The organism is Serratia sp. SSNIH1 (assembly GCF_002935055.1).
Taxonomy (GTDB): Bacteria; Pseudomonadota; Gammaproteobacteria; order Enterobacterales; family Enterobacteriaceae; genus Serratia; species Serratia nevei.
The window spans coordinates 5,016,238-5,041,811 of record NZ_CP026383.1 but is presented as its reverse complement, the minus strand read 5'-3'; the positions used below and the strand labels follow the sequence as shown (position 1 = coordinate 5,041,811).

The window sequence follows — 25,574 nt, the reverse complement described above, 5'->3', positions numbered from 1 at the left end:
GCTACCGTTTTGACAGGCGTTCGCCGATGCGGCTGGCGTAATTCATCACGTGGAAGGTGTAGTTCTCCTCTACCGTGCCCTGGAACAGATGGGCCCAGGGGCCGATAGCGTAGATGCCGAGATCTTCCCCGCCGTGGGTCTCGCTTTTCAGCGGCACCAGCGCCGGCTGAATAAAGTCGGGCGCGGTGGCCTGCTCCATGGTCAATGCCGGGCGTTCGGCCAGCGGGATCGTGCCGCCGGGGCCATTGGCGAAGCCGATAGTGGTGTAAGGCTTGTCGTCGCTGCCCAGCAACGGTTTGCCGTTGACCCCCACAGCAATGCCGAGGATGGGGTTGCCCCGTTTGGCATAGCCGGCGATGGTGAGCGTGTGGCTGTGATCGCCGGTCACGATTACCAGGGTTTCGTCCAGATTGACCCTGTCGACGATGGTTTTCACCGCCTCGTTCAGGGCGACCGCGTCGCTCAGCGTGCGGTAGGCGTTACCGTTGTGGCTGCCGTGATCGATGCGTCCACCCTCCACCAACAGCAGGTAGCCTTCGGGGTTCTTGGCCAGAATATCGATGGCCTTGCCGGTCATTTCCGCCAGCGAAGGTTCTCCCGCCGCGTCTTGCCGCCGATCGTGCTCGAAGTTCATGTGTGACGGCTCAAACAGGGCCAACAGGTGGTCGACCTTACCCGGCTCGATTTTGTCGAACTGCGCCTGATTCCATACGTATTGTCCTCGCTCGCCATAGCGTTGTAGCCAGGCCTGCGTCAGATCGCGGCCATCCTTTCTGGCGCCTGTCTTGCCGGGGTATTCCGGGTCGCTCACGCTGTCGGGCAGGAAGTTGGCGCGCCCGCCGCCCATTGCCACGTTGAGGCCGTTGCCGTACTTCATTTCCACCAGTTGGCGCGCGATGTCGCGGCAACCTGCGGCCAGGGCCGCTGCCGGCATTTTGGCGTCGGATTCCCAATCGCGGTTGGCGATATGGGCATAGGTGGCGCCCGGCGTGGCGTGGGTGATGGTCGCGGTCGTCACGGCGCCGGTGGACATGCCGAGCGTTGCGGCCATCTCCCACAGCGTGGTGACGGCCTTGGTTTGCTGATCCTCGCAATTATTGAGGGCAGCCGTGTGGTTGAGGCCCATCAGATCGTTGATGGTTTTGACGCCGGTAGTCATCGCCACTGCGCTGGGCGCGGAGTCGGTGATTTGGGCGTCGGCGGAGTAGGTTTTGGCCGCCGCCAGATAGGGGAAGGCCTCCCAGGCCAGCACGTTGGATTCGCCGTCCACGCCGCGCTGCTGCCCCTCAAAAATGCGGGCGGCGGTCACGGTGGAAAACCCCATGCCGTCGCCGACCACCAGAATGACGTTTTTGGCGCGGTTGGTGTTTGGCGTCTGTTTCAGCCGCTGTTGCAGCTGAGCTTGCGCCTGAAGGAAGTAAGGGTCTTCGCGCTGCGTCAGCTGTGCGTTGTCCGCTGCGCCGGCGGTTGCCGTACAGCCGGCGAATAAGGACATGGAAAGCGCCAGGCGGGTTGCCAGTGTGAGTCTGAACATGAATTCCTCCTTGGTGAGACGTAATTCCCATCGCGCGGCGGGGCTGTCGGCACCCGTCGGCAGAGGAGGAGTGTATAGATTGTGTTAACAAAAAACACATAAATTGTTCACAAATTGGATCTGTGTGGCAGTAATGCCATGACATTCACGGTTGTTATTAATCTATTGATATATATAATTTTTTTTATCTTTCTGTTGACCGACGTATTTCTCTGCTTTTAATTCAAATTTATTGAATATCTTCATCACGGTTATCCGGCTGTGTTGGTGCGGCAAAGCGCGTAATGTAGCGGCATAGCACAATTTGAACTAAGGATCTCCCTATGAACACCTCTCGTATGCCTGCACTGTTTCTTGGCCACGGTAGCCCGATGAACGTGCTGGAAGACAACCGTTACACCCGGGCATGGCGTGCGTTGGGTGAGTCATTGCCGCGTCCGAAGGCGATCGTGGCGATTTCCGCACATTGGTATACCCGCGGCACTGCGGTTACCGCGATGGAAAAACCCAAAACCATTCACGACTTCGGAGGGTTCCCGCAGGCGCTGTTCGATACCCGTTATCCGGCGCCGGGCTCTCCCGCGCTGGCTGCGCAGCTGCAGCAAATGCTGGCGCCGGTGCCGGTAACGGCCGATCTCGGCGAGTGGGGGTTGGATCACGGCACCTGGGGCGTCTTGATCAAGATGTATCCCAATGCCGACATCCCGGTGGTGCAGCTCAGCGTCGACGGCACGCAGCCGGCGGCCTATCACTATGAACTGGGCCGCAAACTCGCTGCGCTGCGCGATGAGGGGGTGATGATTGTCGCCAGCGGCAACGTGGTGCACAACCTGCGCATGGTGAAATGGCAGGGCGATACCAGCGCCTACCCGTGGGCGGAATCGTTCAATAACTTTGTCCGCGATAACCTGCGTTATCGGGGTGATAACCATCCGCTGGTGGATTTCATGCGCCATGAGGGGGCGGCGCTGTCGAATCCGACGCCGGAACACTATCTGCCGTTGCTGTACGTGCTTGGCGGTTGGGATGGAAAAGAGGCCATCAGCGTGCCGATCGACGGTATCGAAATGGGAGCACTGAGCATGCTGTCGGTGCTGGTAGGCTAAAGAAAAAACGCCAGTCAGAGACTGGCGTTTTTGTCTTCGGTGGGGGGATCAGCCGAGGATGGTGTGCGGATAGAAGCGCGACAGATCCTGCGTGATCAGTTCGCGATCTTCGCGCAGGCCGATGCCGCAGGGTTGATCGTTTACCAGCCAGCTGCCGATCAACGTGTAGCTGTCTTCGAACTTCGGCAGCGGATGGAACTGCTGCACGATCATGCCCTCTTCGCCGTATGGCCCATCGACGCGCGCCACTTCCTGACCGTTTTCGACGATCTGGATATTGGCGCCTTCGCGTGAGAACAGCGGCTTGGTGACGTAATGATCCATCGGCGGATGATCGTCTTGCGCGAAATAAGCCGGCAACAGATTCGGGTGGTTCGGGAACATTTCCCACAGCAGCGGCAGCAGCGCTTTGTTGGAGATGATGCTCTTCCAGGCCGGCTCCAGCCAGCGCACGCCGGCGTCTTCGAGCTTGGTGGAGAACATCTCGCGCAGCATGAATTCCCACGGATAGAGCTTGAATAGGTTGCCGATCACCTGATCCTGCAGATCGGTAAACTGGCCTTTCTCGCCAAGGCCAATCTCTTCCATGAACAGGAACTCGGTCGGCAGACCGGCTTCCTGCGCGCAGTCCTGCAGATATTGCACCGTGCCGCGATCTTCTTCGCTGTCCTGGCAGCAGGCCAGGTGCAACAGGCCAAAACCGTGATGCGCTTTCAGCTCGGCGAAACGCTCGATCAGTTTTTCCTGCAGGCTGTTGTACTGATCCGACTCCGGATCCAGCTTGCCGGCGTTGATCTGGTCTTCCAGCCACAGCCACTGGAAGAAGGCCGCCTCATACAGCGAGGTTGGCGTATCGGCGTTGTTCTCCAGCAGCTTCGGCGGGTTGACGCCGTCGTAGGCCAGATCGAGACGCGAGTACAGCGACGGCTGGTTGGTGCGCCAGGAGCTGCGCACGAACTCCCAGGTGTGTTTCGGGATGCAGAACTTGGCCATCAGCTCGTCGCTGCCAACCACTTTTTCCACCACCTGCAGGCACATCTGGTGCAGCTCGGCGGTGGCGCTTTCGATCTCTTCAATCTGCGCCAGCGTGAACTGGTAATAGGCGTCTTCACACCAGTAGGGCTCGCCGTACATGGTGTGGAAATGGAACCCGAACTCGGTCGCTTTTTCACGCCAGTCCGGGCGCTCGGTAATAGCAATACGTTTCATGCATCAACCGCCCATGCTGCGAGAGCTGGAGTTGGAGGTGGCGCTGCTGCGCTGCATGCTGGTCTGCTTGGCCACGGTCTCGCCGAAGCCGCCGCGGGTCACGGTGTTGGTGACCGCAGGCTTCGGTGCCATGGCGGTTTTCGGCACCGTCATGGTGCGGCCGCCGGCGGTGGCCGGGCCATAGCTCTTGCCGCTGGCGTCGACAAACTTGCCGTTTGCCGGGCTGGCGGCGTTCTTGGAGGTGAACAGCGGCTGCTGCGCGAAGCCGGAGCCGCCCATCAGGCGACCCATCATGTAGCCCGCCATCAGCGGCATCCAGAAGCTGCCGCTGCTTTGCGATTCCGCCGCCATGCCGGCCTGCGCCGGAGCCGGCGCCTGGGTGCACTGCGCTTCGCCGAACTCGGCGACGCAGTCTTCGCGGGTAGCATATTTCGGTGCGGTTTTCGCCGCTTCTTTCAGGGCGTTGTTGTAGGCGGTGGTGCACTGCTCGCTCATCGAAGGATTGGCGCGCGAACAGTCATCGGCATTCTGATACAGGGAGACCGTTTCATCGCTCTTCTCGCAGCCGGCCAGCATAAAGACAGCGCTGATCGCCAAAGCCACGGGCGCGACACGGTAGCTGCGCCAGGATTTGCGGAACGTCTCTTGGTTGATGTTTTTTGTCCGTTTCATCGTTATCAATCCCATCATGCGGGCTGTTTTCGCCCTTTCCCAGTAGTGGCGCTAAGGATAGGGGAAACATGGTCAAAATTAAAGCTGAAACGCCCGCAGAATCGACTCTTTACGCAGTTATACGTTGGGGTGTGCGCCAGTTCGCTTTCGCGGCGAAAAAACGCGCGTTGGCGTTTCATCATGAAACGTTGTCGCTATGATGATGTTCCATAATGGAACAAAAATCTCGAGGCTCGCCAGGCGGGCGGCGGGCGCTCATAGTCGAAGCACAACAACAAGCCGGCGGCGAAGTCGGCGCGTCATCACCTGATATCTGAACGTTACCATCGCCAACTCCCTACAAGGATCCGGTTATGTTGAGAATCATCCAGTCACCAGGCAAATATATTCAGGGCGCCAATGCGCTGGCCGCCGTCGGCGAATACGCCAAATCCCTCGCCGATCACTACCTGGTGATCGCTGACGACTTCGTGATGCAGCTGGCGGGCGACACCCTGATGGGCAGCCTGCAGCAGCACGGCGTGAAACATCACGCGGCCCGCTTCAACGGCGAATGCTGCCGCAAAGAGATAGACCGGCTCGGCCATGAGCTGCAGGCTCACGGCTGCCGCGGCGTGATCGGCGTCGGCGGCGGCAAGACGCTCGACACCGCCAAGGCCGTGGCGCACTACCAACAGCTGCCGGTGGTGCTTATTCCCACTATCGCCTCCACCGATGCGCCGACCAGCGCGCTGTCGGTCCTCTACACTGAACAGGGCGAATTCGCCGAATACCTGATTTACCCGCGCAACCCGGACATGGTGGTGATGGACAGCGCCATCATCGCCAAAGCGCCGGTGCGTCTGCTGGTGGCCGGCATGGGTGACGCGCTCTCCACCTATTTCGAAGCCCAGGCCTGTTTCGACGCCCAGGCCACCAGCATGGCCGGCGGCAAATCGACGCTGGCGGCGCTCAGCCTGGCGCGGCTGTGTTATGACACGCTGCTGGCGGAAGGGGTGAAAGCCAAACTGGCGGTCGAGGCCGGCGTGGTGACGGAAGCGGTGGAGCGCATCATTGAGGCGAATACCTATCTGAGCGGCATCGGCTTCGAGAGCAGCGGGCTGGCGGCGGCGCATGCCATTCACAACGGTTTTACCGTGCTGGAAGAGTGCCACCACCTGTATCACGGCGAGAAAGTGGCGTTCGGCACCCTGGCACAGCTGGTGCTGCAGAACAGCCCGATGGCGCAGATTGAAACCGTGCTGGCGTTTTGCCATGGCATCGGCCTGCCGATCACGCTGGCGCAGATGGGCGTCACCGGTGATGCGACGGCGAAGATCATGGCGGTGGCCGAGGCCAGCTGCGCCACCGGCGAAACCATTCACAACATGCCGTTCAAGGTCGCCCCTGCGGGCGTGCAGGCGGCGATCCTGACGGCGGATCGGCTGGGCGCCGCCTGGTTGCAGCATCATTGATACCCTTGGGGCGCGGTGTGCCGCGCCCTTGTTCTTACAGAGGAAACCATCGTGAAAAAACTGATTAATCAGGTCGAGTCGGTGTTGGAAGAGCAGTTACAGGGGCTGGCGGAGGCCCATCCCGAGCTGCTGGTGCACGCGGATCCGGCGTTCGTGACCCGCGCTGACGCGCCGGTAGTGGGCAAAGTGGCGATCCTGTCCGGCGGCGGCAGCGGCCATGAGCCGATGCACTGCGGTTTCGTCGGCGAAGGGATGCTCGACGGCGCCTGTCCGGGCGAAATTTTCACCTCGCCGACGCCGGATAAAATGTACGAGTGCGGCCAGGCGATCGACGGCGGCGCCGGGGTGTTGCTGCTGATCAAGAACTACACCGGCGACGTGCTCAACTTCGAAACCGCCACCGAGCTGCTGCACGACAGCGGCGTCGCGGTGGCGACGGTGCTGGTGGATGATGACGTGGCGGTCAAAGACAGCCTGTTTACCGCCGGACGGCGCGGGGTAGCCAACACCGTGCTGATGGAGAAGCTGCTGGGCGCCGCCGCGGCGCGCGGCGACGATCTGGACAGCGTGGTGACGCTGGGGCATCGCATCAATAACCACGGGCATTCGATCGGCATCGCGCTGGGGGCTTGCACCGTGCCGGCCGCCGGCAAGCCGTCGTTCACCCTGGCGGAGAACGAAATGGAGTTCGGCGTCGGCATTCACGGCGAGCCGGGCATTGCGCGCCGCCCGTTCACCACGCTCAACGCGGCGGTGGACGACATGTTCCATACGCTGATCGACCACGGCCACTATCAGCGCACGATCCGCGTCTGGGATCGTCAGCAGGGCGAGTGGCGCGATGAGATGCAGACCAAGCAGCCGCTGACGCGCGGCGATCGGGCGATCGCGCTGGTCAACAACCTGGGCGCCACGCCGCTGTCCGAGCTGTATGGCGTATACCATCGATTGGCGGAACGCTGCGCCGAGGCCGGCATTATTATCGAACGCAACCTGGTGGGCGCTTATTGCACCTCACTCGATATGCAGGGCGTGTCCATCACGCTGTTGAACGTGGACGATGAGCTGTTGTCCTTGTGGGATGCGCCGGTGAAAACGCCTGCGCTGCGTTGGGGTTGCTGAGGAGGAATCATGGCGTTGACCAAACAACAGGTTGTCGATTGGCTGATGCGTTGCGGCGAGGTGTTCAGCCGGGAGCGCGATTTTCTGACCCGGTTGGACACCGAGATCGGCGATGCCGACCACGGTTTGAACATGAATCGCGGTTTTAACAAGGTGGTAGAAAAACTGCCGTCGGTGGCGGACAAAGATATCGGCTTCATTCTGAAAAACACCGGTATGACGCTGCTGTCGAGCGTGGGCGGCGCCAGCGGTCCGCTGTTCGGCACCTTCTTCATCCGCGCGGCGCAGGCGGCGAACGCCAAGCAAAGCCTGGATCTGGCGGAGCTGCAGCAGATGATGCAGGAGGGGGTGGAAGGCGTGGTGATGCGCGGTAAGGCGGAGCCGGGCGACAAAACCATGTGCGACGCCTGGTGGCCTGTGGTGGAAAGCCTCGGCCAGTCCGCGCAGCAGAACCTGAGCGTGGCGGAGGCGCTGCAGCGCGCCGCCGACAGCGCCGAGCGGGCGGTGGAGAGCACCATCACGATGCAGGCGCGCAAGGGGCGGGCCAGTTACCTGGGCGAGCGCAGCATCGGCCACCAGGATCCCGGCGCCACTTCGGTGATGCTGATGATGAAAACGCTGGCCGAGGTCGCCGGTAGTTAGCTGTAGCAGGAGGCGAGATGATTAATATCGTGGTGGTTTCGCACAGTGCGTTGCTGGCGCGCGGCGTTGAGCAGTTGGCGCGGCAGATGATGCGCGGTGATGGCTGCAAGCTGGCGCTGGCGGCGGGTGTGGATGACGAGCAGCATCCGATCGGCACCGACGCGGTCAAAGTGATGGAGGCGATCGAAGCGGTTGCCGACGGCGACGGCGTTCTGGTGCTGATGGACCTGGGCAGCGCGCTGCTCAGCGCGGAAACCGCGCTCGATCTGCTGGACCCAGACGTGGCCGCCAAAGTGCGGCTGTGTGCGGCGCCGCTGGTCGAAGGCACGCTGGCGGCGGTGGTCGCCGCCAACTCCGGCGCCTCGCTGGAGCAGGTAGTGGCGGAGGCGCAGGGTGCGCTGCAGGCTAAACAGGCGCAGCTGGGCGAGGCCACATCTACGGCGAAAAGCGCGGCTTTGCCGCTGGCGCAGGGCAAAAGTGCAACCTGGACGGTGCAGAACCCGCACGGGCTGCATGCGCGCCCGGCGGCGCGGCTGGTAGAGGCGCTGGCGCCGTTCAAGGCCGAGCTGGTGCTGGAAAAACAGGGGCAGTGCGTCGATCCGCGCAGCCTCAATCAGCTGGCGCTGCTGCAGGTGCGCCACGGCGACACCATTCGCTTGATCGCTGACGGCGCGCAGGCGGACGAAGCGCTGGCGGCGTTCAAAGCGCTGGCGGAACAACATTTCGGCGAGACGGTTTCCGAGCGGCAGCAGCCTTCGCTGCATGGCATTCCGGTGGCGGAAAGTGTCACCAGCGGGCCGGTGTTCCAGGCCCACTGCTTCTGGCCGCCAACCGTCGATAGACGGATTGGCGCGGACGAGGTGTTGGGCGAACAGCAACGCCTGCGGGAGGCGCTACAGCACACCCTGAGCGATCTGAACCGGCTGGCGGAACGTACCGGCACGCTGATCGGCAAGCCGCAGGCGGCGATCTTCGGCGCCCACAGCATGCTGCTGGACGATCCGGATCTGCAGCAGGCGGCGTACACCCGCATCGCGCAGCAGCTGTGCTGCGCCGAACAGGCCTGGCGGCAGGTGCTGGAGGCAATCGCCGAAGAGTACCGCGAACTGGATGACGACTACATGCGGGCGCGTGAACTGGACGTGCGCGACATGCTGCGCCGCACGCTGTGCCATTTGCAGGGGCTGCCGCTGCCGGTCATCGCGCTGGCAGAGCCGTCGATACTGGTGATGGACGAGCTGATGCCTTCAGAGGTGGTGATGCTCGACAGGCGGCTGGTGCTTGGCATCTGCCTCAGCGGTGGCAATGCCCTGTCGCACAGCGCCATTCTGGCGAAGGCGATGGGTATTCCGATGGTGGTCGGCATGCAGGATTGCCTGAGTAAAACCCGCAGCGGGCAGAAGGCGATGCTGGACGCCGCGCGCGGGGTGTTGCAGCTCAGCCACTAGGCGCGCAGCTTGAACTGGCGGATGTCGATCCCGTGCTGTTTGATCTTCCGCCACAGGGTGGTGCGGCCGATGCCCAGCAGCTGTGCCATCTCTGTCAGCTGGCCTCGGCTGACGGTCGCCGCGCGGAGGATCGCCTGACGCTCCATGTCCGTCAGCGTCAACAGCGGCGCGCCGGGCTGCGGATCGCTCTCCAGCAGCGATGGCTGGCCGAGCAGGTGTGCCGGCAAATCTGCTAACTGGATGTGGTGGCCGTGGCAGATCATCGCCGCGCGCTCCACCACCCCTTTCAGTTCCAAATCGTTGCCCGGCCACAGGTAGAGCGCCAGCTGGGCCATCACTTCGTCATCCACCCGGAAGCGGCACTGAAAATGCAGCTCCAGCGCGCGCAGATGGTGTTTGACCAGCAGCGGAATATCGCTCAGCCGCTGGCGCAGCGGCGGGATCTGGATCTCGAAGGCTTGCAGGCTGTAAAACAGCTGGCGGCGGAAGCGGTTTTGCTGCACCAGCAGCGGCAGATCGGCGGCGCTGCCGGCGATCACCCGCACATCGACCGGGATCACCCGGCTGGAATTGAGGCGGATCACCACGCCGGTTTTCAGCACCTGCAGCAACGCCGACTGCATCTCCGCCGGCAGATATTCGATCTGTTCGAGGTACAGCGTACCGCCGTTGGCCAATTCGAATTTGCTGAGCTGGCCCGCCTCTTCTTCGCTGGCGTCGCTGCCCAGCAGCTCACGCAACCCCTGCGCCTGCGGCAGCAGCTGGCAGTTGAGGGCGATATACGGCCCGGCGGCGCGTTCGCCGGCGTTGTGGATAGCCTGGCTGAGCCGCTCTTTGCCGACCCCTTCCTCTCCGCGCAGCAGGATTGGATGCTGGCCCTTGGCCGCCTGCTGCCCGTAACGGATCAGCCGCCGCATCTCCAGCGAGGCGGAGGGCATCTGCTCAAAGCTGTGGCTGACGCGCCCCAGCTGGCTGCTGACGTACTGGCGCAGCCGCTCGAGCGGGTGCAGCAGGGCGATGAAACTGCAGCGATCGCCGTCGAAAATCGGCTTGAGCGTCAGCAAGGCGGCGATAAACTGCCGCTGGCTTTCGAAGGTGACTTCGACGTGTTGCAGCGGCTGCCGGTCGGCGATGGCGCGCTTGAGCAGGGCGGGCAGCGTCAGCAGCTGCGCCAGCGGTTTGCCCTGGCTCTGCTGTTCATCCAGCTTCAGCAGGCCGGCGGCGCGCTGGTTGATGTATTGCAGGTAGCCACGGTGATCCCAGGCCATAACGCCGTCGTCCACGCCGTCCAGCAGGCCGTAAAGCTGATTCAGATGGCGGTTGGATTCCGCCAGCAGGCCGTCGGCGTTCAGCGAATTGCCGATTTCGCGGGCGATGGCCAGCGTCAGCGACAGATCGCCGGCGGCGCAGTCGGCCAGCAGGCAGCCTAGCGCGATCGAGCCGCGTTGGCGGCCGCTGTTGTCGTAGACCGGCGTGGCGCAGAACGACCAGCCGTGCAGCGCCCGGCGCACGTGCTCCTCGCCGCTCACCCGCACCGGGTGGCCTTCCGCCGCCGCCAGCGCCGGGGCGTTGGTGCCGATCTGCCCCTCGGCCCAGTAAGCGCCGGGGGCGAACCCCAATGGCTGCAACAGCTCCCAGGTTTTGGCGTCGCCGCAGCGCCACAGCATGCAGCCGCTCTCGTCGAGGATCATCAACAGGCAACGCCGTGGCTCCATGTATTCGCAGGCATCTTCCAGCGCCGCCTGGCCGAGCGTCAGCAGGTCGTTCTTGCGGCGGCAAATCGATTCGAAGGTGGCGCCCTGAGCGCGGTGCGGTGCTTGCCAGACGTCGGGCTGCATCAGGCTGCGGCAGCGCAGCCAGGAGGCGTAAACCGCCTGTGTCGGGCGCAGCGGCGGCGGCAGTTCGCCGTCGTTAATCAAGCGCTGCCAGCGTGAATCGTTGTCCATCGAACCTCATCCAGACTGCGAAAACGAGAGTGACGATGATACCACCTGGGGCAGCGACGGCTGTGAGGCGGCGGGCAGAAGTGGGGAAATCGGGGCAAAAAAAACGGGGTGCGGCGCAGGCCGGACCCCGTGTTTATCAACGCGCGCTTCAGTTGCGGAATGGGTTGCCGCTGTTGCGTACCGGTTGGCGGACGGCCGGTGCCGCAGCGCGTGTGGCGCTTGGTGCCGGCGCTGCGGTTTGCTGCATTGGCGCATTGTCCCGATAACCGTCCGCATAGGCGTCCTGAGCGCGGTTGTGCGGTGCGACGGCGTCAGGTGCGGTCGACACCGGTTTACCCAACGCGCCATTCAACAGCAGCAGATCGTTTTGGTTCAGCGTGCCGAGCGCCGACTTGATGTTCAGCTGGTTGATCAGATAGGTATAACGCGCGTCGGACAGCTGACGTTTGGCGTTATACAGGGTGGTGGTGGCGTCCAGCACATCGACGATGGTACGGGTACCGACCTGATAACCGGCTTCCATCGCATCCAGCGAGCTCTGCGCGGAGATCACCGCCTGTTTGTAGGCGTTGATGCTGCTGATCGAGGCGTTGACGTTGTTGAACGACGAACGCACGGTCTGCACCACGCTGCGGTGTGAGCTTTCCAACTGCTCGCTGGCGCCGACGAAGCCGTACTGCGCCTGTTTCACCTGGGAATTGGTCGCACCGCCGCTGTACAGCGGCAGGTTGAAGCTGATGCCGACCTTATTTTGGCCCGCATCGGAATCGCTGTAGCGTGCAGCATTCGCGCCTCCGGTTTTGGAGCCGTTGTATTTGGTATTGCTGATGCCGGTTGACGCGCTGACGTCAATCGTCGGCATATAGCCGGTTTGGGCTGCGCGGATTTGCTCGCGCGCCAGATCCTGGCTCAGACGGGCGGACAGCAGGCTCAGGTTACGTGCTTCCGCTTCTTTGAGCAGGTTGTTCACCGCTTCTGGGCGCTGGGTACTGAAGCGATCGGTATTCAGCGAGGCCAGTTCCGGGTAGAAGGCCCCGGTCACCTGGCGCAGCGTTTCGAGCGCATTATCCAGATCGTTGCGGGCGGAGACTTCCGCCGCCAGCACGGTGTCATAGTTCGAGCGGGCGTTCTGCACGTCGGTGATCGCTACCAGGCCCACGTTGAAGCGTTGGGTGGTTTGATCCAGCGTGCGGTATACCGCATCTTTCTGCGCCTGGGTATAGGACAGCTTGTCGATCGCTTTCAGCACGTTGAAGTAGGCAGTGGCGGTGTTGAGAATCAGCGATTGCTCTGCGGTCTGGAAGGTGACGTCGGAGATGCCGGCGGTCTTTTCCTGCAGCGTCAGCTGGCGCCATTTCGACATGTCGAAAATAGTTTGCGTCAGCGTCAACGAACCGCTGGTCACGTTGCTGTTAACGCCATTGCTGTCACGATAACCGTTGGTGTAATCGTAACCTGCGGCTAAACCGAGCTGCGGCAGCAGCGGGCTGCGCGCTTCATTGATCTTTTCGAATGCGGCGTCGCGGTCAGCAGCACTTTTGCGCAGATCCGGGTTACTTTCCCTGGCCTGTTTGTAGACCTGCAGCAGGTTCTCTGCCTGGCTCATTGCACTGAAGCCGCCCAGGCTCAGTCCGATAAGAAGGGGGAGCAGTTTCTTCATTTGCATTCCTTGTTGTGCAGCAATATTGCTATGTTAGCGCTGACGATAGACGAAATAGTTGCCGATTCTAGCAGAGTCTGCGGTACGCATCAGGTGGCTGAATGTGCCATCTCACGTAACTTTTACCTTTCAGACCGCCCATTTACCAGGGCAAACTGCCCGAGCCGACTGCAGCTGATATTATGGCTGACAATCCGGATTGTTTCCCACTATTACATGCGAGCGCACAAACGTGCCGCATCCGGCGGCGAAAAACAGCCTAACATAAAGCCGCGGCGGAGAGTCCCGCTGTTTCTGTCATCAAAACCGTTTATTTTATCGGCATACTACGCAGGAGAATTCGCACATGAACCGTTCGCAGCCGTCACCCGTCACTTTCGATAAAAAAGATGTAGAAATTATTGCACGCGAGACGCTGTACCGTGGTTTTTTTTCACTCAATTTATACCGGTTTCGCCATCGCTTGTTCAATGGCGAAATGAGCCCTGAAATCACGCGTGAAATTTTCGAGCGCGGCCATGCGGCGGTGCTGCTGCCCTACGATCCGGTGCGCGACGAAGTGGTACTGATTGAACAACTGCGCATCGCCGCGGTCGATACCAGTAATTCGCCCTGGCTGCTGGAAATGGTGGCGGGTATGATCGAAACCGGCGAAAGCGTCGAAGACGTGTGCCGCCGCGAAGCGCAGGAAGAGGCCGGCGTGGTGGTCGGGCGCTGCAAGCCGGTGCTGAGCTATCTGGCCAGCCCGGGGGGCACCAGCGAACGTCTGTCGATCATGGTCGGCGAGGTGGACGCCGGCACCGCCGAAGGCATCCATGGCCTGGCGGAAGAACATGAGGATATCCGCGTCCACGTGGTCAGCCGCGAGCAGGCTTACCGCTGGGTGGAGGAGGGCGCGATCGATAACGCCGCATCAGTGATTGCATTGCAATGGCTGGCGTTGCACCATGAATCGTTGAGAAAAGAGTGGGCCAACTAATGAAACAGCGCTATACCCCTGATTTCCCCGAAATGATGAGATTGTGCGAAACCAACTTCGCGCAATTGCGCCGCTTGCTGCCGCGCAACGACGAAGCGGGCGAAACGGTGACTTATCAGGTGAACGGCGCCGGCTATCGTTTGACCATCGTTGAGTCCACGCGTTACACGTCGTTGGTGGAGATTGAGCAGATCTTTCCGGCGGTCAGCTACTGGAGCCTGCCCGCGATGACGGTGCGGTTGTACCATGACGCCATGGTTGCGGAAGTGTGTTCCAGTCAGCAGATCTACCGCTTTAAAGCGCGTTATGATTATCCTAATAAAAAGTTGCATCAACGCGACGAAAAGCATCAAATTAACCAGTTTCTTGCTGATTGGCTGCGCTACTGTTTGGCGCATGGAGCGATGGCGGTTCCGGTTTGTTAGACAGACTGAAATAACAAAGGACACCATTTGGAAAGCCTGTTTAAACTGCCCGTGGCGAGTGGGGCCGCGGTCAGGATTCTACAAATAACAGATACCCACCTTTTTGCCGGCGAACACGAGACGTTGCTCGGCATCAATACCTATCGCAGCTATCACGCGGTGCTGGACGCCATCCAGGCGCAGCGCCGCGACGTCGATTTGATCGTCGCCACGGGAGATTTGGCGCAGGATCATTCGCAGGAGGCGTACCGCCACTTCGCCGCCGGCATCGCGCAACTGCCGGCCCCCTGCGTGTGGCTGCCGGGTAACCACGATTTTCAACCGGCGATGGTCGACGCGTTGGCCGCCGCTGGCATTGCGCCTTCCAAACAGGTGCTGCTGGGCGATAACTGGCAGGTGCTGATGTTGGATAGCCAGGTGTTCGGCGTACCGCACGGCGAATTGAGCGAATACCAGCTCGAGTGGATGGAGCGCTGCCTGCAGGCTCACCCCGAGCGCTATACGCTGTTGCTGCTGCACCATCATCCGCTGCCTTCCGGCTGTACCTGGCTCGATCAGCACAGCCTGCGCAACCCGCATATGCTGGGTGCGATCCTGCTGCGTTATCCGAAAGTGAATACCGTGGTGTGCGGGCACATTCACCAGGATCTGGATCTGGAATGGCAGGGCCGGCGCCTGTTGGCGACGCCCTCGACCTGCGTGCAATTCAAGCCGCACTGCACGAACTTCACCATCGACGACGTCTCCCCCGGCTGGCGCTACCTCGATCTGTTGCCGGACGGCCGCGTCGAGACGCAGGTGTTCCGCCTGGAAAACGACGATTTCCGCCCCGATATGGACTCGGATGGATACTGATGCCTTCGACACTGCTCTACCTGCACGGTTTCAACAGCTCGCCGCAGTCGGCCAAGGCGGTGGCCTTCAAGGCCTGGCTGGCCGAACACCATCCCGATATCCAGATGCTGGTGCCTCAGCTGCCGGCTTTTCCGGCGGAGGCCGCCGAGATGCTGGAGAATCTGGTGCTGGAGCGCGCCGGCCAAACGTTCGGGCTGGTCGGCTCCTCGCTCGGCGGCTATTACGCCACCTGGCTGTCGCAGTGTTTTTCGCTGCCGGCGGTGGTGGTCAACCCGGCGGTCAAGCCGTTTGAGCTGCTGGTCGACTATCTCGGCGCCAACGAGAACCCCTACACCGGCCAGCAATATGTGTTAGAGTCACGTCACGTTTACGATCTGAAAGTGATGCAGATCGATCCCTTGGAGTCGCCGGATTTAATCTGGCTGCTGCAGCAAACGGGCGATGAAATTCTCGATTACGGCCAGGCAGTGGCGTATTACACCGCGTGTCGGCAAACGGTGGAGTCGGGTGGAAACCACGCCTTCGTCGGTTTCGAGCACTACTTCCCCCAGATTGTGGATTTTTTAGGGCTAAACGCGGTCTGACGGACCGTTCCGGCACCTCCCTTTAACCACGAAAAAATAATCAACGATGACTCAATCCAGCTATAACGCTGATGCCATTGAAGTACTCAGCGGTCTAGAACCAGTGCGCCGTCGTCCCGGCATGTATACCGACACGACGCGCCCAAACCACCTCGGCCAAGAGGTGATCGATAACAGCGTCGACGAAGCGTTGGCCGGTCACGCCAAGCGTATCGACGTGATTCTGCACGCCGATCAGTCGCTGGAAGTGATCGACGACGGCCGCGGCATGCCGGTGGATATCCACCCGGAAGAGGGCGTGCCGGCGGTTGAGTTGATCCTGTGCCGGCTGCACGCCGGCGGTAAATTCTCGAATAAAAACTACCAGTTCTCCGGCGGCCTGCACGGCGTTGGGATCTCGGTGGTCAACGCCCTGTCGAAGCGGGTGGAAGTCAACGTGCGCCGCGACGGCAACGTCTACGGCATCGCCTTCGAAAACGGCGACAAGGTGCAGGATCTGACGGTGACCGGCACCTGCGGCAAACGCAATACCGGCACCAGCGTGCACTTCTGGCCGGACGAACAGTTCTTCGACAGCCCGCGCTTCTCGGTATCGCGCCTGACTCACCTGCTGAAAGCCAAAGCGGTGCTTTGCCCCGGCGTCGAGATCTATTTCATCGACAAAGTGAACAACACCGAGCAGCGCTGGTGCTACCAGGATGGCCTGACCGACTACCTGATGGAAGCGGTTAACGGCCTGATTACCCTGCCGGAAGCGCCGTTCGTCGGCAATTTCGCCGGTGACACCGAAGCGGTGGACTGGGCGCTGCTGTGGCTGCCGGAAGGCGGTGAGCTGCTGACCGAAAGCTACGTCAACCTGATCCCGACCATGCAGGGCGGCACCCACGTCAATGGCCTGCGCCAGGGGCTGCTGGACGCGATGCGCGAGTTCTGCGAATTCCGCAATATTCTGCCGCGCGGCGTGAAGCTGTCGGCGGAGGATATCTGGGATCGCTGCGCCTACGTGCTGTCGGTGAAGATGCAGGATCCGCAGTTCGCCGGGCAGACCAAAGAGCGTCTCTCCTCGCGCCAGTGCGCGGCCTTCGTTTCCGGCGTGGTGAAAGACGCCTTCAGTCTGTGGCTGAACCAGAACGTTCAGGCGGCGGAACAGCTGGCCGAGCTGGCGATCTCCAGCGCCCAGCGCCGTCTGCGCGCCGCCAAGAAAGTGGTGCGCAAGAAGCTGACCAGCGGGCCGGCGTTGCCGGGCAAGCTGGCGGACTGCACCTCGCAGGATCTGGCCATGACCGAACTGTTCCTGGTGGAAGGGGACTCGGCGGGCGGATCGGCCAAGCAGGCGCGCGATCGTGAATATCAGGCGATCATGCCGCTCAAGGGCAAGATCCTGAATACCTGGGAAGTCTCCTCGGACGAAGTGCTCGCCTCGCAGGAAGTGCACGACATTTCCGTGGCGATCGGCATCGATCCGGACAGCGAAGATCTCAGCCAGCTGCGCTACGGCAAAATCTGCATCCTGGCGGATGCGGACTCCGACGGCCTGCACATCGCCACGTTGCTGTGCGCGCTGTTCGTGCGCCACTTCCGTTCGCTGGTGAAGGGCGGCCACGTCTATGTCGCCATGCCGCCGCTGTACCGTATCGATCTCGGCAAAGAGGTGTTCTACGCGCTGGATGAAGAAGAGAAAGCCGGCGTGCTGGAACAGCTGAAGCGCAAGAAGGGCAAGCCGAACGTGCAGCGCTTTAAAGGGCTGGGCGAGATGAACCCGCTGCAGCTGCGCGAAACTACCCTCGATCCGAATACCCGCCGTCTGGTGCAACTGACGGTGGCTGAGGATGACGTCGATCAGACGCTGGCGGTGATGGACATGCTGTTGGCCAAGAAGCGTTCGGAAGATCGCCGCAACTGGCTGCAAGACAAGGGCGACATGGCCGAACTGGCGGTCTGAGCCTGATCCTGGCCCGGTGAAACGCCGGGCCTGCTTTCCCGCAGGGCGTTGCATGCGGCGCCCGTCAACCTGGGGCGAACCGCGTGAAGATCACCCTCGAAGAGCTGCTGGCGTTCACGGCGGTGGTCGACAGCGGTTCGGTCACCGCCGCCGCCGATCGGCTCGGCCAAACCACCTCCGGCGTTAGCCGCGCACTCAGCCGTCTGGAAGCGAAGCTCGACGCTACGCTCTTGCGCCGCACCACGCGTCGCCTGAGCCTGACCGAAGAAGGGCAGAGCTTCCTGGCGCCTGCGCGCGAAATCCTGCGTTCGGTGGATCAGGCCGAAGAACTAATGGCGCTGCGGCGCCGGCTGCCCGCCGGTCGGCTGCGGGTCAACGCCGCCGCCCCTTTCATGGCGCATGTGCTGGTGCCGATGGTGGCGGAGTTCCGCCGCCGTTATCCGCAGATTGAGCTGGAGCTGGACACCGACGATCGCAATATCGACCTGCTGGAGAAACGCGCCGATATCGCGATCCGCATCGGCGCGCTGCGCGACTCTACGCTACACGCGCGCCTGCTGGGCAACAGCCGGTTGCGCATTCTCGCCAGCCCGGATTACCTGCAACGGCATGGCGAACCGCGCGGCGTGGAAGATCTGCACCGCCATTGCCTGTTGGGATTCACCTATCCGGAGTTGCTGAACCAGTGGCCGCTGCGTCACCGGCAGGCGCGGCATTTCGCCATCGAACCGACGATCTCGGCCTCCAGCGGGGAGACGCTGCGTGAGTTGGCGCTGCGCGGGGCGGGCATTGTCCAGCTGGCGGACTTTATGACGCGACGCGATCGGGAAGCGGGCAGGCTGGTACCGCTGCTGGTGCGGGAGACGCTGGACGCGCGTCAACCGATCCACGCGGTGTATTACCACGACGCCCAGCTGGCGGCGCGCCTCACCTGTTTTCTCGACTACGTCAGCGCCCGCCTTGAGGCAGAACCGCCAGAGGCCGCAGAGGGCCTCTGAGGGGATTACAGCGCGTTTTCCAGCACGTAGATCTCGGTACCCAGCACGTAGTCCTTGATGGTCTCGCGGTGCTTGAGCATATGCTCGATCTGCAGGTGTTTTTCCAGATGCGACTGGCTTTGCCATTTTTCCAGCATAAACACCGAGTCCGGCGACAGTTTCTGCCAGGGGGCCTGGGTGTGGCTGTCTACCATCGGCGTGTATTCGCCGCAGCCTTCTTCCGCCAGCACCAGCGGCACCAGTTTTTCAATGGCTTGTAACACGGTGGCGCGGTGGCCGGGTTTGACTTTGATTTCTGCGATTACGGTGATCATCATTACCTCGTTGGTTAAGCCCTTCGCTGCCAGTTAAGCAAAAATTTCCGCCAGATGCTCGCGATAACGTGCGATGTCCGTTTCGATATCCGGTTGTTTTATCACGTCATTGCAGATAAAGGTCGGCAAGGCTTCCATCCCCAGGAACTGGTTGGCCTTGTGGAAGTGCAGGTAAACGCCGTCGACGCCGACGCCGTGGAAGAACTGGTTCGGATCGGTGAAAGCCTCGAGCGGGGCGTTCCAGGTCAGGCTCAGCAGGTATTTTTTTCCCTGAATCAGGCCGCCGGAACCGTACTTCTTGCCGGCGTCGGAGCGGGTGCGGCCATCGCTGGCGTACAGGCTGCCGTGGCCAGCGGTGAACACTTCGTCGATGTATTTTTTCAGGATCCACGGCTCGCCCATCCACCAACCCGGCATCTGATAGATGACCGCATCGGCCCACAGGTATTTCTGCACCTCGGCCTCAATGTCATAGCCGTCGTCGACCACCGTGACCTGCACATCGTGCTGCAGATCGCGCAGGAAGCTTTCTGCCACGTCGCTCAGGGTTTGGTTGAGTTCGCCGTTGGAATGGCCGAATTGCTTTTTAGCGTTGATAATCAGGATATTGCTCATCTTTTGCGGCTCCCGTCAGAGTTAAGATAGATGCCGTTTTCCGCTGCGGGGCGCAAAAACAGCTTGCTGAACGAGAGTGTAATCGTTGGCCAGGCAAGTAAAAACGTGACGGCAGGCACAACAGTGTTGATTCTTAATCAACAATCGCGGTGGAATTTTGCCTAAACGCCCCGGCGACAGCGCCTTCGGCCGGCGATCCTTGCGCCAACTGTGACAGCCACCCCGCAGATGGGTTACTATCGCGGGCAGAATCGACAAGCGATGCCTTATTGTCGTCCAGGGATTGCCAAGCCACGGTCTGAGGATAATTGAGTAATGAGTGATCTGACTCATGACGGTGTAGAGCGTTTACCGCTGCACACATTCACTGAAAACGCCTATCTGAACTATTCCATGTACGTCATCATGGATCGGGCGTTGCCGTACATTGGCGACGGCTTGAAACCGGTACAACGCCGCATCATCTACGCCATGTCTGAGCTGGGGCTGAACAACAGCGCCAAATTTAAAAAATCCGCCCGTACCGTGGGCGACGTGCTGGGTAAATACCACCCGCACGGCGACAGCGCGTGTTATGAAGCCATGGTGCTGATGGCGCAGCCGTTCTCGTACCGCTATCCGCTGGTGGACGGCCAGGGGAACTGGGGGGCGCCGGACGATCCCAAGTCGTTTGCGGCGATGCGTTATACCGAATCGCGCCTGTCCAAATACGCCGAAGTGCTGCTGGCCGAGCTGGGGCAGGGCACCGTCGACTGGATCCCGAACTTTGACGGCACGCTGCAAGAACCGAAGATGTTGCCGGCGCGCCTGCCGAACATCCTGCTGAACGGCACTACCGGCATCGCCGTCGGCATGGCGACCGACATTCCGCCGCACAACGTGCGCGAAGTCGCCGCGGCGGCGGTGGCGCTGCTCGACAAGCCGGGCGCTTCGCTCGATGACCTGCTCGAATTCGTGCAGGGGCCGGACTTCCCGACCGAAGCCGAGATCATCACCCCGCGCGATGAAATCCGCAAAATTTACCAGAGCGGCCGCGGCTCGGTGCGCATGCGCGCCGTGTGGAAGAAAGAAGACGGCAGCGCGGTGATCACCGCCTTGCCGCACCAGGTGTCCGGTGCCAAGGTGCTGGAGCAGATCGCCAGCCAGATGCGCGCCAAGAAGCTGCCGATGGTCGAAGATCTGCGCGATGAGTCCGACCACGAAAACCCGACGCGTCTGGTGATCGTACCGCGCTCCAACCGCATCGATCTGGAACAGGTGATGAACCACCTGTTCGCCACCACCGATCTGGAACGCAGCTACCGCATCAACATGAACATGATCGGTCTGGATAACCGCCCGCAGGTCAAAGGGCTGGTGGAAATCCTCACCGAATGGCTGGCCTACCGTCGCGACACGGTGCGCCGCCGCCTGAACTACCGCCTCGAGAAGGTGCTGAAACGCCTGCATATCCTCGAAGGTTTGCTGGTGGCGTTCCTCAATATCGACGAGGTGATCCACATCATCCGCAGCGAGGATGAGCCGAAGCCGGTGCTGATGCAGCGTTTCGGCATCTCCGACACTCAGGCGGAAGCGATCCTCGAGCTGAAACTGCGTCACCTGGCCAAGCTGGAAGAGGTCAAGATCCGCGGCGAGCAGGATGAGCTGGCGAAAGAACGCGATCAGCTGCAGGCGCTGCTGGCGTCCGAGCGCAAGCTGAACACGCTGATTAAGAAAGAGATCCAGGCCGACGCGCAGACCTACGGCGACGATCGCCGTTCGCCGCTGACCGAGCGTGCGGAAGCCAAGGCGATGAGCGAGCACGACTTCGTCCCGTCCGAGCCGGTGACCATCGTGCTGTCTGAAATGGGCTGGGTGCGCAGCGCCAAGGGCCACGACATCGATCCGGCCGGCTTGAGCTACAAGGCCGGCGACAGCTTCCGCGGCGCGGCGCGCGGCAAGAGCAACCAGCCGGTGGTGTTCATCGACTCCACCGGACGCAGCTATGCGCTCGATCCGATGACGCTGCCTTCGGCGCGTGGGCAGGGCGAGCCGCTGACCGGCAAGCTGACGCCGCCGCCGGGCGCCACCATTGAGCAGGTACTGATGGCGGCCGACGATCAGAAGCTACTGATGGCATCCGATGCCGGTTACGGCTTCGTTTGCACCTTCAACGATCTGGTGGCGCGCAACCGCGCCGGCAAGGTGATGATCACGCTGCCGGACAACGCCAGGGCGCTGCCGCCGATGGAGATCCACGGCGCAGACGACATGCTGCTGTCGATCACCACCGCCGGGCGCATGCTGATGTTCCCGGTTGCCGATCTGCCGCAGCTGTCGAAGGGCAAAGGCAACAAGATCGTCTCCATTCCGGCAGCCCAGGCGGCGGCCGGTGAAGACAAGCTGGCCTGGCTGTTCGTGTTGCCGCCGCAGGCGTCCGTCACGCTGCACGTCGGCAAACGCAAGCTGACGCTGCGGCCGGAAGATCTGCAGAAGTTCCGTGCGGAGCGCGGTCGCAAGGGCACCCAGCTGCCGCGCGGCCTGCAGCGTATCGATCGCGTCGAAGTGGATGCGCCGGTGCGGGTATCGGGTAGCGACAGCGAAGAGTAAGCGTTGGCGCCAGCGTTAACGGGCGGTCGCAGCATGCTGTGGCCGCCTTATTTATTTTTGCTGGCGTTTATTTTCCAAATAGTTAACATTTCTGCGCATAAAATTATTGTGCGTATTGCTGGCTGGCGGGAAAATAGCGAGAAAGGCAGGCGACATCGGCGTGCTTATCGCCTGGCCGGCAAATAATGAGTAAAGGAATCTGCGCAGCGAAGTAAACTGCGTTGGCAGTGTGCTAATGAGGTTGTTATGTTATTGATTTTGCGTGCCGTTCTCGCCACTCTTTTCTGTATTCTGGTGTGTATTTTCGGTTCTGTTTATTGCTTGTTCAGCCCGCGCAATCCCCGCCATGTGGCGACCTTCGGCCACCTTTTCGGCCGCCTGTCGACGCTGTTCGGCATCAAGGTTGAAACCCGCGTGCCGGCCGATGCGGCCAACAACGGCAACTGCATCTATATCGCCAACCACCAAAATAACTACGACATGGTGACGGCCTCGAATATCGTGCAGCCGCGCACCGTGACCGTCGGTAAAAAAAGTCTGGTGTGGATCCCGTTTTTCGGCCCGCTGTATTGGCTGACCGGTAATCTGCTGATAGATCGTGATAATCGCGCCAAGGCGCACGGCACCATCGCCCAGGTGGCGGAGCAGTTCAAAAAGAAAGACATTTCGATTTGGATGTTCCCGGAAGGGACCCGCAGCCGCGGTCGCGGGCTGATGCCGTTTAAAACCGGCGCGTTTCACGCGGCCATCGCCGCCGGCGTGCCGATTGTGCCGATCTGCGTATCGACCACCAGCGGTAATATAAATCTTAATCGCTGGAATAACGGTCATGTGATCGTCGAGATGTTGGCACCGGTGGATACCAGCAAATACGGCAAAGAAAACGTGCGCGAGCTGGCGGCCCATTGCCGCGAGCTGATGGAGGCGAAGATCGCCGAATTGGACGCCGAAGTCGCCCAGCGCAACGCCGCCAAAAAATAAGAGTCTACCGGCTTCAAAGAATACGTTTTTAATTGGCGTTCAGCGCCGTTAACGCCTGAGCGCCTGCTAATCTTGATTGGCGGGCGTTTGGGTTTTGCACACGGTTTAGTTATTGCTTTTCATGGAGAAAATATGTCACTCAGTCGACGTCAGTTTTTACAGGCATCGGGCCTGGCGCTGTGCGCGAGCGCCGTGCCGCTGAGGGCAGAGGCGAGCGGAACGCAGACCCCATTACCCATTCCGCCGCTGCTGGAGTCTCGCCGCGGTCAGCCGCTGTTCCTGACCCTGCAGCGCGCCCACTGGGCGTTTATGGATAACCGCAAAGCGGCGGTGTGGGGCGTCAACGGCATGTATTTGGGGCCGACGGTGCGGGTTTACAGCGGCGACGACGTCAAGCTGATCTACAGCAACCGCCTGCAGGAGCCAGTGGCGATGACCGTCAGCGGGCTGCAGGTGCCGGGCACGCTGATGGGCGGCGCGCCGCGCATGATGTCGCCTAACGTCGACTGGTCGCCGGTGCTGCCTATTCGTCAGGCGGCAGCCACCTGTTGGTACCACGCCAACACGCCGAACCGCATGGCGCCGCACGTTTACAACGGGCTGGCCGGGCTGTGGCTGGTGGAAGATGCCGTCAGCAAAGCGCTGCCGCTGCCCAACCACTACGGCGTCGACGATTTCCCGCTGATCATTCAGGACAAGCGCTTTGATAACTTCGGCACGCCGCAATACGATGCGCCGTCGCAGGGCGGCTTCGTCGGCGATACGCTGTTGGTCAACGGCGTGCAAAACCCGTATGTCGAAGTGTCGCGCGGCTGGGTGCGTTTGCGCCTGCTTAACGCCTCCAACGCGCGCCGCTATACCCTGCAGCTCAGCGACGGGCGCCCATTCAACGTGATCGCCAGCGATCAGGGCTTCCTGCCCGCGCCGGTCGCGGTGCAGCAGCTGTCGTTGGCGCCGGGCGAACGCCGGGAAGTGCTGATCGACATGTCGAAGGGCGACGAGGTGACCATCACCGCCGGTGAAGCGGCGGGCATCATGGATCGCCTGCGCGGCCTGTTCGAGCCGTCGAGCATTCTGGTGTCCACCCAGGTGCTGACGCTGCGCCCAACCGGCCTGCTGCCGCTGGTGACCGACAACCTGCCGATGCGCCTGCTGGCGGATCAGCTGTTGGACGGCAGCGCCAGCCGCACCCGCGATTTCCGCCTGGGCGAAGGCGGCGTTGGCATCAACGGCGCGATTTGGGACATGAACCGCATCGACGTGCAGGCGCAGCAAGGCACCTGGGAACGCTGGAACATTCATGCGGATACGCCGCAGTCGTTCCATATTCAGGGCGTGCAGTTCCTGATCAAACGCGTCAACGGCGCGCAGCCGATGGCGGAAGATCGCGGCTGGAAGGACACCGTCTGGGTCGATGGCGACGTCGAGCTGCTGGTGTATTTCAACCAACCTACCTCCGAACACTTCCCGTTCCTGTATTACAGCCAGACGCTGGAAATGGCCGATCGCGGCACCGCCGGCCAGTTGATGGTGCAGCCGACGATGTAATCTGCGCTGCGGGCCGCTTACGGCGCCCGCAGCCTCTCCAGAAAGGCCTGTACCACCGGCGTGACGCTGTCGGCGCGGTAAACCGCATACAGATCCGCCGGCGGCGCCTGTTGCAGCGAGCAAAAGCGGACGCCGGGCCACGGAATGCGGCCGTAGCTGTCCGGCAGCAGCGTAATGCCGCAGCCTTCCGCCACCAGCGCCAGCAGGGTTTGCGGCTCGTTGACCTGATAAGCGACGTCCGGCAAGAATCCCTGCTGCAGACACAGATTGTGCAGATACAGCCCCAGGCTGGCCTCATGCGGCGGCAGCACGATGAAGCTATCGTTCTGCAGCGCCGCCAGCGGGATGTTTTCCTGCTGCGCCAGCGGATGATCGAGCGGCAGCACCACGGCGATGCTTTCGCTCGCCAACCGTTGGCAGGTTAACCCCGGCAGCGTCTGCTGCTGCGCCTCTCGCCAGACCCCGATATCGATATGCCGCTTTTGCAGCGCGGCGATTTGCTGGCTGGGCGTCAGCTCGTTCAACGACCAGGTGACGCCGGCGCTTTGCTCGCTGAACCGCCGCAGCGCCGCGATCAGGCCGCCCCAGGCCGAGGTGCCGACCATGCCGACCACCATGTGGCCGCCTTCGCCGCGCCCCATCTGTTGCACCTGATGCAGTGCGCTGTCGGCCTGATCCAGCAGCCGCTCGACGTTGCGCAGCAGCGTGCGGCCGGCCGGCGTCAGCGTCATGGAGCGGGTGGTGCGTTTGAACAGCACCACGCCGAGCTGGCTCTCCAGCTCCTTGATGTGCTTGCTGAGCGGCGGCTGTGACATATTCAGCCGCCGAGCCGCCTGGGTGAAGTTCATCTCTTCCGCCACCACGCGGAAATAGTGCAGCAGGCGGAAGTTAATCCGGCCGGGATCGGGCAGGGCATAGGGCTGATTCATCCGGGATATCGTCTCCTTGTGA

At 61.7% G+C, this 25,574-nt stretch carries 23 protein-coding genes; 15 read left to right on the top strand and 8 right to left on the bottom strand.

All coding sequences use genetic code 11. The features are described from left to right. Position 1 precedes the first annotated feature (1 nt). Positions 2 to 1,534, bottom strand: coding sequence for an alkaline phosphatase (locus C3F38_RS24265; protein ID WP_038879490.1), 1,533 nt, complete (start codon positions 1,532 to 1,534; stop codon positions 2 to 4). Between the two features lie 323 nt (positions 1,535 to 1,857). On the opposite strand from C3F38_RS24265, the gene ygiD reads away from it, so the two are divergent. Continuing rightward, positions 1,858 to 2,640 carry a 4,5-DOPA dioxygenase extradiol gene (ygiD, locus tag C3F38_RS24260; RefSeq protein ID WP_038879487.1) on the top strand — a complete coding sequence of 261 codons (783 nt, stop codon included), beginning with the start codon at positions 1,858 to 1,860 and terminating at the stop codon, positions 2,638 to 2,640. A gap of 48 nt (positions 2,641 to 2,688) precedes the next feature. Here ygiD and C3F38_RS24255 read toward each other — a convergent pair whose 3' ends face one another. Together C3F38_RS24255 and C3F38_RS24250 are read right to left on the bottom strand one after the other, a co-directional pair. After that, positions 2,689 to 3,849, bottom strand: a complete 1,161-nt coding sequence (locus C3F38_RS24255) for a glutathionylspermidine synthase family protein (protein ID WP_055316198.1) — start codon at positions 3,847 to 3,849, stop codon at positions 2,689 to 2,691. A gap of 3 nt (positions 3,850 to 3,852) precedes the next feature. Continuing rightward, positions 3,853 to 4,521 carry a DUF1190 family protein gene (locus C3F38_RS24250; protein WP_019453072.1) on the bottom strand — a complete coding sequence of 223 codons (669 nt, stop codon included), beginning with the start codon at positions 4,519 to 4,521 and terminating at the stop codon, positions 3,853 to 3,855. Between the two features lie 68 nt (positions 4,522 to 4,589). Here C3F38_RS24250 and C3F38_RS26775 point away from each other — a divergent pair, with 68 nt between their 5' ends. The 5 genes from C3F38_RS26775 (at position 4,590) to dhaM (ending at position 9,187) form a co-directional block, all read left to right on the top strand. Beyond that, the gene (locus C3F38_RS26775; protein ID WP_255411660.1) at positions 4,590 to 4,721 is read left to right on the top strand and encodes a hypothetical protein; all 132 of its coding nucleotides are present in this window, start codon (positions 4,590 to 4,592) and stop codon (positions 4,719 to 4,721) included. 153 nt (positions 4,722 to 4,874) lie between these two features. Beyond that, positions 4,875 to 5,975 (top strand): glycerol dehydrogenase, encoded by a 1,101-nt coding sequence (locus C3F38_RS24245; RefSeq protein ID WP_038879482.1) that lies wholly within the window; start codon positions 4,875 to 4,877, stop codon positions 5,973 to 5,975. A gap of 51 nt (positions 5,976 to 6,026) precedes the next feature. Then, positions 6,027 to 7,097, top strand: coding sequence for a dihydroxyacetone kinase subunit DhaK (dhaK, locus tag C3F38_RS24240; protein WP_038879479.1), 1,071 nt, complete (start codon positions 6,027 to 6,029; stop codon positions 7,095 to 7,097). Between the two features lie 9 nt (positions 7,098 to 7,106). Next, a complete protein-coding gene (gene dhaL / locus C3F38_RS24235) occupies positions 7,107 to 7,739 on the top strand; it encodes a dihydroxyacetone kinase subunit DhaL (protein ID WP_038879477.1) in 633 nt (210 codons plus the stop codon). A 17-nt stretch (positions 7,740 to 7,756) separates the two neighbouring features. Further along, positions 7,757 to 9,187, top strand: a complete 1,431-nt coding sequence (gene dhaM / locus C3F38_RS24230; RefSeq protein WP_038879476.1) for a dihydroxyacetone kinase phosphoryl donor subunit DhaM — start codon at positions 7,757 to 7,759, stop codon at positions 9,185 to 9,187. Here dhaM and dhaR read toward each other — a convergent pair. Beyond that, positions 9,184 to 11,133 (bottom strand): dihydroxyacetone kinase operon transcriptional regulator DhaR, encoded by a 1,950-nt coding sequence (gene dhaR / locus C3F38_RS24225; protein ID WP_038879474.1) that lies wholly within the window; start codon positions 11,131 to 11,133, stop codon positions 9,184 to 9,186. The two genes, dhaM and dhaR, sit on opposite strands and share 4 nt — an antisense overlap. A 148-nt stretch (positions 11,134 to 11,281) precedes the next feature. Further along, positions 11,282 to 12,793, bottom strand: a complete 1,512-nt coding sequence (gene hasF / locus C3F38_RS24220; protein WP_055316196.1) for a multidrug efflux transporter outer membrane subunit HasF — start codon at positions 12,791 to 12,793, stop codon at positions 11,282 to 11,284. Positions 12,794 to 13,139: 346 nt separating this feature from the next. Between hasF and nudF the strand changes: the two genes are divergently transcribed. The 6 genes from nudF to C3F38_RS24190 all read left to right on the top strand — a co-directional run bounded on the left by nudF (position 13,140) and on the right by C3F38_RS24190 (position 18,576). Beyond that, positions 13,140 to 13,772, top strand: coding sequence for an ADP-ribose diphosphatase (nudF, locus tag C3F38_RS24215; RefSeq protein WP_004937242.1), 633 nt, complete (start codon positions 13,140 to 13,142; stop codon positions 13,770 to 13,772). Continuing rightward, positions 13,772 to 14,197 (top strand): DUF1249 family protein, encoded by a 426-nt coding sequence (locus C3F38_RS24210; protein WP_004937244.1) that lies wholly within the window; start codon positions 13,772 to 13,774, stop codon positions 14,195 to 14,197. The genes nudF and C3F38_RS24210 overlap by 1 nt, the downstream gene beginning before the upstream one ends. 27 nt (positions 14,198 to 14,224) lie before the next feature. Then, the gene (cpdA, locus tag C3F38_RS24205; RefSeq protein ID WP_004937250.1) at positions 14,225 to 15,052 is read left to right on the top strand and encodes a 3',5'-cyclic-AMP phosphodiesterase; all 828 of its coding nucleotides are present in this window, start codon (positions 14,225 to 14,227) and stop codon (positions 15,050 to 15,052) included. Beyond that, on the top strand, positions 15,052 to 15,636 hold the full coding sequence (yqiA, locus tag C3F38_RS24200; protein ID WP_055316194.1) for an esterase YqiA: 585 nt from the start codon (positions 15,052 to 15,054) through the stop codon (positions 15,634 to 15,636). Before cpdA ends, yqiA begins: the two co-directional genes overlap by 1 nt. 46 nt (positions 15,637 to 15,682) lie before the next feature. Beyond that, a complete protein-coding gene (gene parE, locus C3F38_RS24195) occupies positions 15,683 to 17,578 on the top strand; it encodes a DNA topoisomerase IV subunit B (protein ID WP_025304305.1) in 1,896 nt (631 codons plus the stop codon). An 83-nt stretch (positions 17,579 to 17,661) separates the two neighbouring features. Next, positions 17,662 to 18,576: a LysR substrate-binding domain-containing protein gene (locus C3F38_RS24190; RefSeq protein ID WP_038879466.1), complete on the top strand. Its 915-nt coding sequence runs from the start codon at positions 17,662 to 17,664 to the stop codon at positions 18,574 to 18,576. 5 nt (positions 18,577 to 18,581) lie between these two features. On the opposite strand, the gene C3F38_RS24185 is transcribed toward C3F38_RS24190, so the two are convergent. After that, positions 18,582 to 18,890 (bottom strand): putative quinol monooxygenase, encoded by a 309-nt coding sequence (locus C3F38_RS24185; RefSeq protein WP_038879464.1) that lies wholly within the window; start codon positions 18,888 to 18,890, stop codon positions 18,582 to 18,584. A 33-nt stretch (positions 18,891 to 18,923) separates the two neighbouring features. Further along, positions 18,924 to 19,505, bottom strand: coding sequence for an NAD(P)H-dependent oxidoreductase (locus C3F38_RS24180; RefSeq protein WP_038879461.1), 582 nt, complete (start codon positions 19,503 to 19,505; stop codon positions 18,924 to 18,926). Positions 19,506 to 19,820: 315 nt separating this feature from the next. On the opposite strand from C3F38_RS24180, the gene parC reads away from it, so the two are divergent. The 3 genes from parC (at position 19,821) to ftsP (ending at position 24,623) form a co-directional block, all read left to right on the top strand. Continuing rightward, positions 19,821 to 22,094 carry a DNA topoisomerase IV subunit A gene (gene parC / locus C3F38_RS24175; RefSeq protein ID WP_055316193.1) on the top strand — a complete coding sequence of 758 codons (2,274 nt, stop codon included), beginning with the start codon at positions 19,821 to 19,823 and terminating at the stop codon, positions 22,092 to 22,094. A gap of 246 nt (positions 22,095 to 22,340) precedes the next feature. Further along, complete coding sequence (locus tag C3F38_RS24170) at positions 22,341 to 23,075, top strand: 1-acylglycerol-3-phosphate O-acyltransferase (protein WP_004937266.1); 735 nt, start codon at positions 22,341 to 22,343, stop codon at positions 23,073 to 23,075. 132 nt (positions 23,076 to 23,207) lie between these two features. Continuing rightward, the gene (gene ftsP, locus C3F38_RS24165; protein WP_038879454.1) at positions 23,208 to 24,623 is read left to right on the top strand and encodes a cell division protein FtsP; all 1,416 of its coding nucleotides are present in this window, start codon (positions 23,208 to 23,210) and stop codon (positions 24,621 to 24,623) included. A 17-nt stretch (positions 24,624 to 24,640) separates the two neighbouring features. On the opposite strand, the gene C3F38_RS24160 is transcribed toward ftsP, so the two are convergent. Continuing rightward, the gene (locus C3F38_RS24160) at positions 24,641 to 25,552 is read right to left on the bottom strand and encodes a LysR family transcriptional regulator (protein WP_055316191.1); all 912 of its coding nucleotides are present in this window, start codon (positions 25,550 to 25,552) and stop codon (positions 24,641 to 24,643) included. Positions 25,553 to 25,574: the final 22 nt, after the last annotated feature.

Coding starts and splice junctions, on each gene's coding strand:
- C3F38_RS24245 (WP_038879482.1), top strand. CDS start 4,875: ATGTTGAGAATCATCCAGTCACCAGGCAAATATATTCAGGGCGCCAAT.
- C3F38_RS24210 (WP_004937244.1), top strand. CDS start 13,772: ATGAAACAGCGCTATACCCCTGATTTCCCCGAAATGATGAGATTGTGC.
- parE (WP_025304305.1), top strand. CDS start 15,683: ATGACTCAATCCAGCTATAACGCTGATGCCATTGAAGTACTCAGCGGT.
- C3F38_RS26775 (WP_255411660.1), top strand. CDS start 4,590: ATGGTCAAAATTAAAGCTGAAACGCCCGCAGAATCGACTCTTTACGCA.
- dhaM (WP_038879476.1), top strand. CDS start 7,757: ATGATTAATATCGTGGTGGTTTCGCACAGTGCGTTGCTGGCGCGCGGC.
- yqiA (WP_055316194.1), top strand. CDS start 15,052: ATGCCTTCGACACTGCTCTACCTGCACGGTTTCAACAGCTCGCCGCAG.
- hasF (WP_055316196.1), bottom strand. CDS start 12,793: ATGAAGAAACTGCTCCCCCTTCTTATCGGACTGAGCCTGGGCGGCTTC.
- C3F38_RS24180 (WP_038879461.1), bottom strand. CDS start 19,505: ATGAGCAATATCCTGATTATCAACGCTAAAAAGCAATTCGGCCATTCC.
- C3F38_RS24265 (WP_038879490.1), bottom strand. CDS start 1,534: ATGTTCAGACTCACACTGGCAACCCGCCTGGCGCTTTCCATGTCCTTA.
- C3F38_RS24255 (WP_055316198.1), bottom strand. CDS start 3,849: ATGAAACGTATTGCTATTACCGAGCGCCCGGACTGGCGTGAAAAAGCG.
- C3F38_RS24170 (WP_004937266.1), top strand. CDS start 22,341: ATGTTATTGATTTTGCGTGCCGTTCTCGCCACTCTTTTCTGTATTCTG.
- dhaR (WP_038879474.1), bottom strand. CDS start 11,133: ATGGACAACGATTCACGCTGGCAGCGCTTGATTAACGACGGCGAACTG.
- ftsP (WP_038879454.1), top strand. CDS start 23,208: ATGTCACTCAGTCGACGTCAGTTTTTACAGGCATCGGGCCTGGCGCTG.
- ygiD (WP_038879487.1), top strand. CDS start 1,858: ATGAACACCTCTCGTATGCCTGCACTGTTTCTTGGCCACGGTAGCCCG.
- C3F38_RS24250 (WP_019453072.1), bottom strand. CDS start 4,521: ATGAAACGGACAAAAAACATCAACCAAGAGACGTTCCGCAAATCCTGG.
- C3F38_RS24160 (WP_055316191.1), bottom strand. CDS start 25,552: ATGAATCAGCCCTATGCCCTGCCCGATCCCGGCCGGATTAACTTCCGC.
- parC (WP_055316193.1), top strand. CDS start 19,821: ATGAGTGATCTGACTCATGACGGTGTAGAGCGTTTACCGCTGCACACA.
- dhaL (WP_038879477.1), top strand. CDS start 7,107: ATGGCGTTGACCAAACAACAGGTTGTCGATTGGCTGATGCGTTGCGGC.
- C3F38_RS24185 (WP_038879464.1), bottom strand. CDS start 18,890: ATGATCACCGTAATCGCAGAAATCAAAGTCAAACCCGGCCACCGCGCC.
- nudF (WP_004937242.1), top strand. CDS start 13,140: ATGAACCGTTCGCAGCCGTCACCCGTCACTTTCGATAAAAAAGATGTA.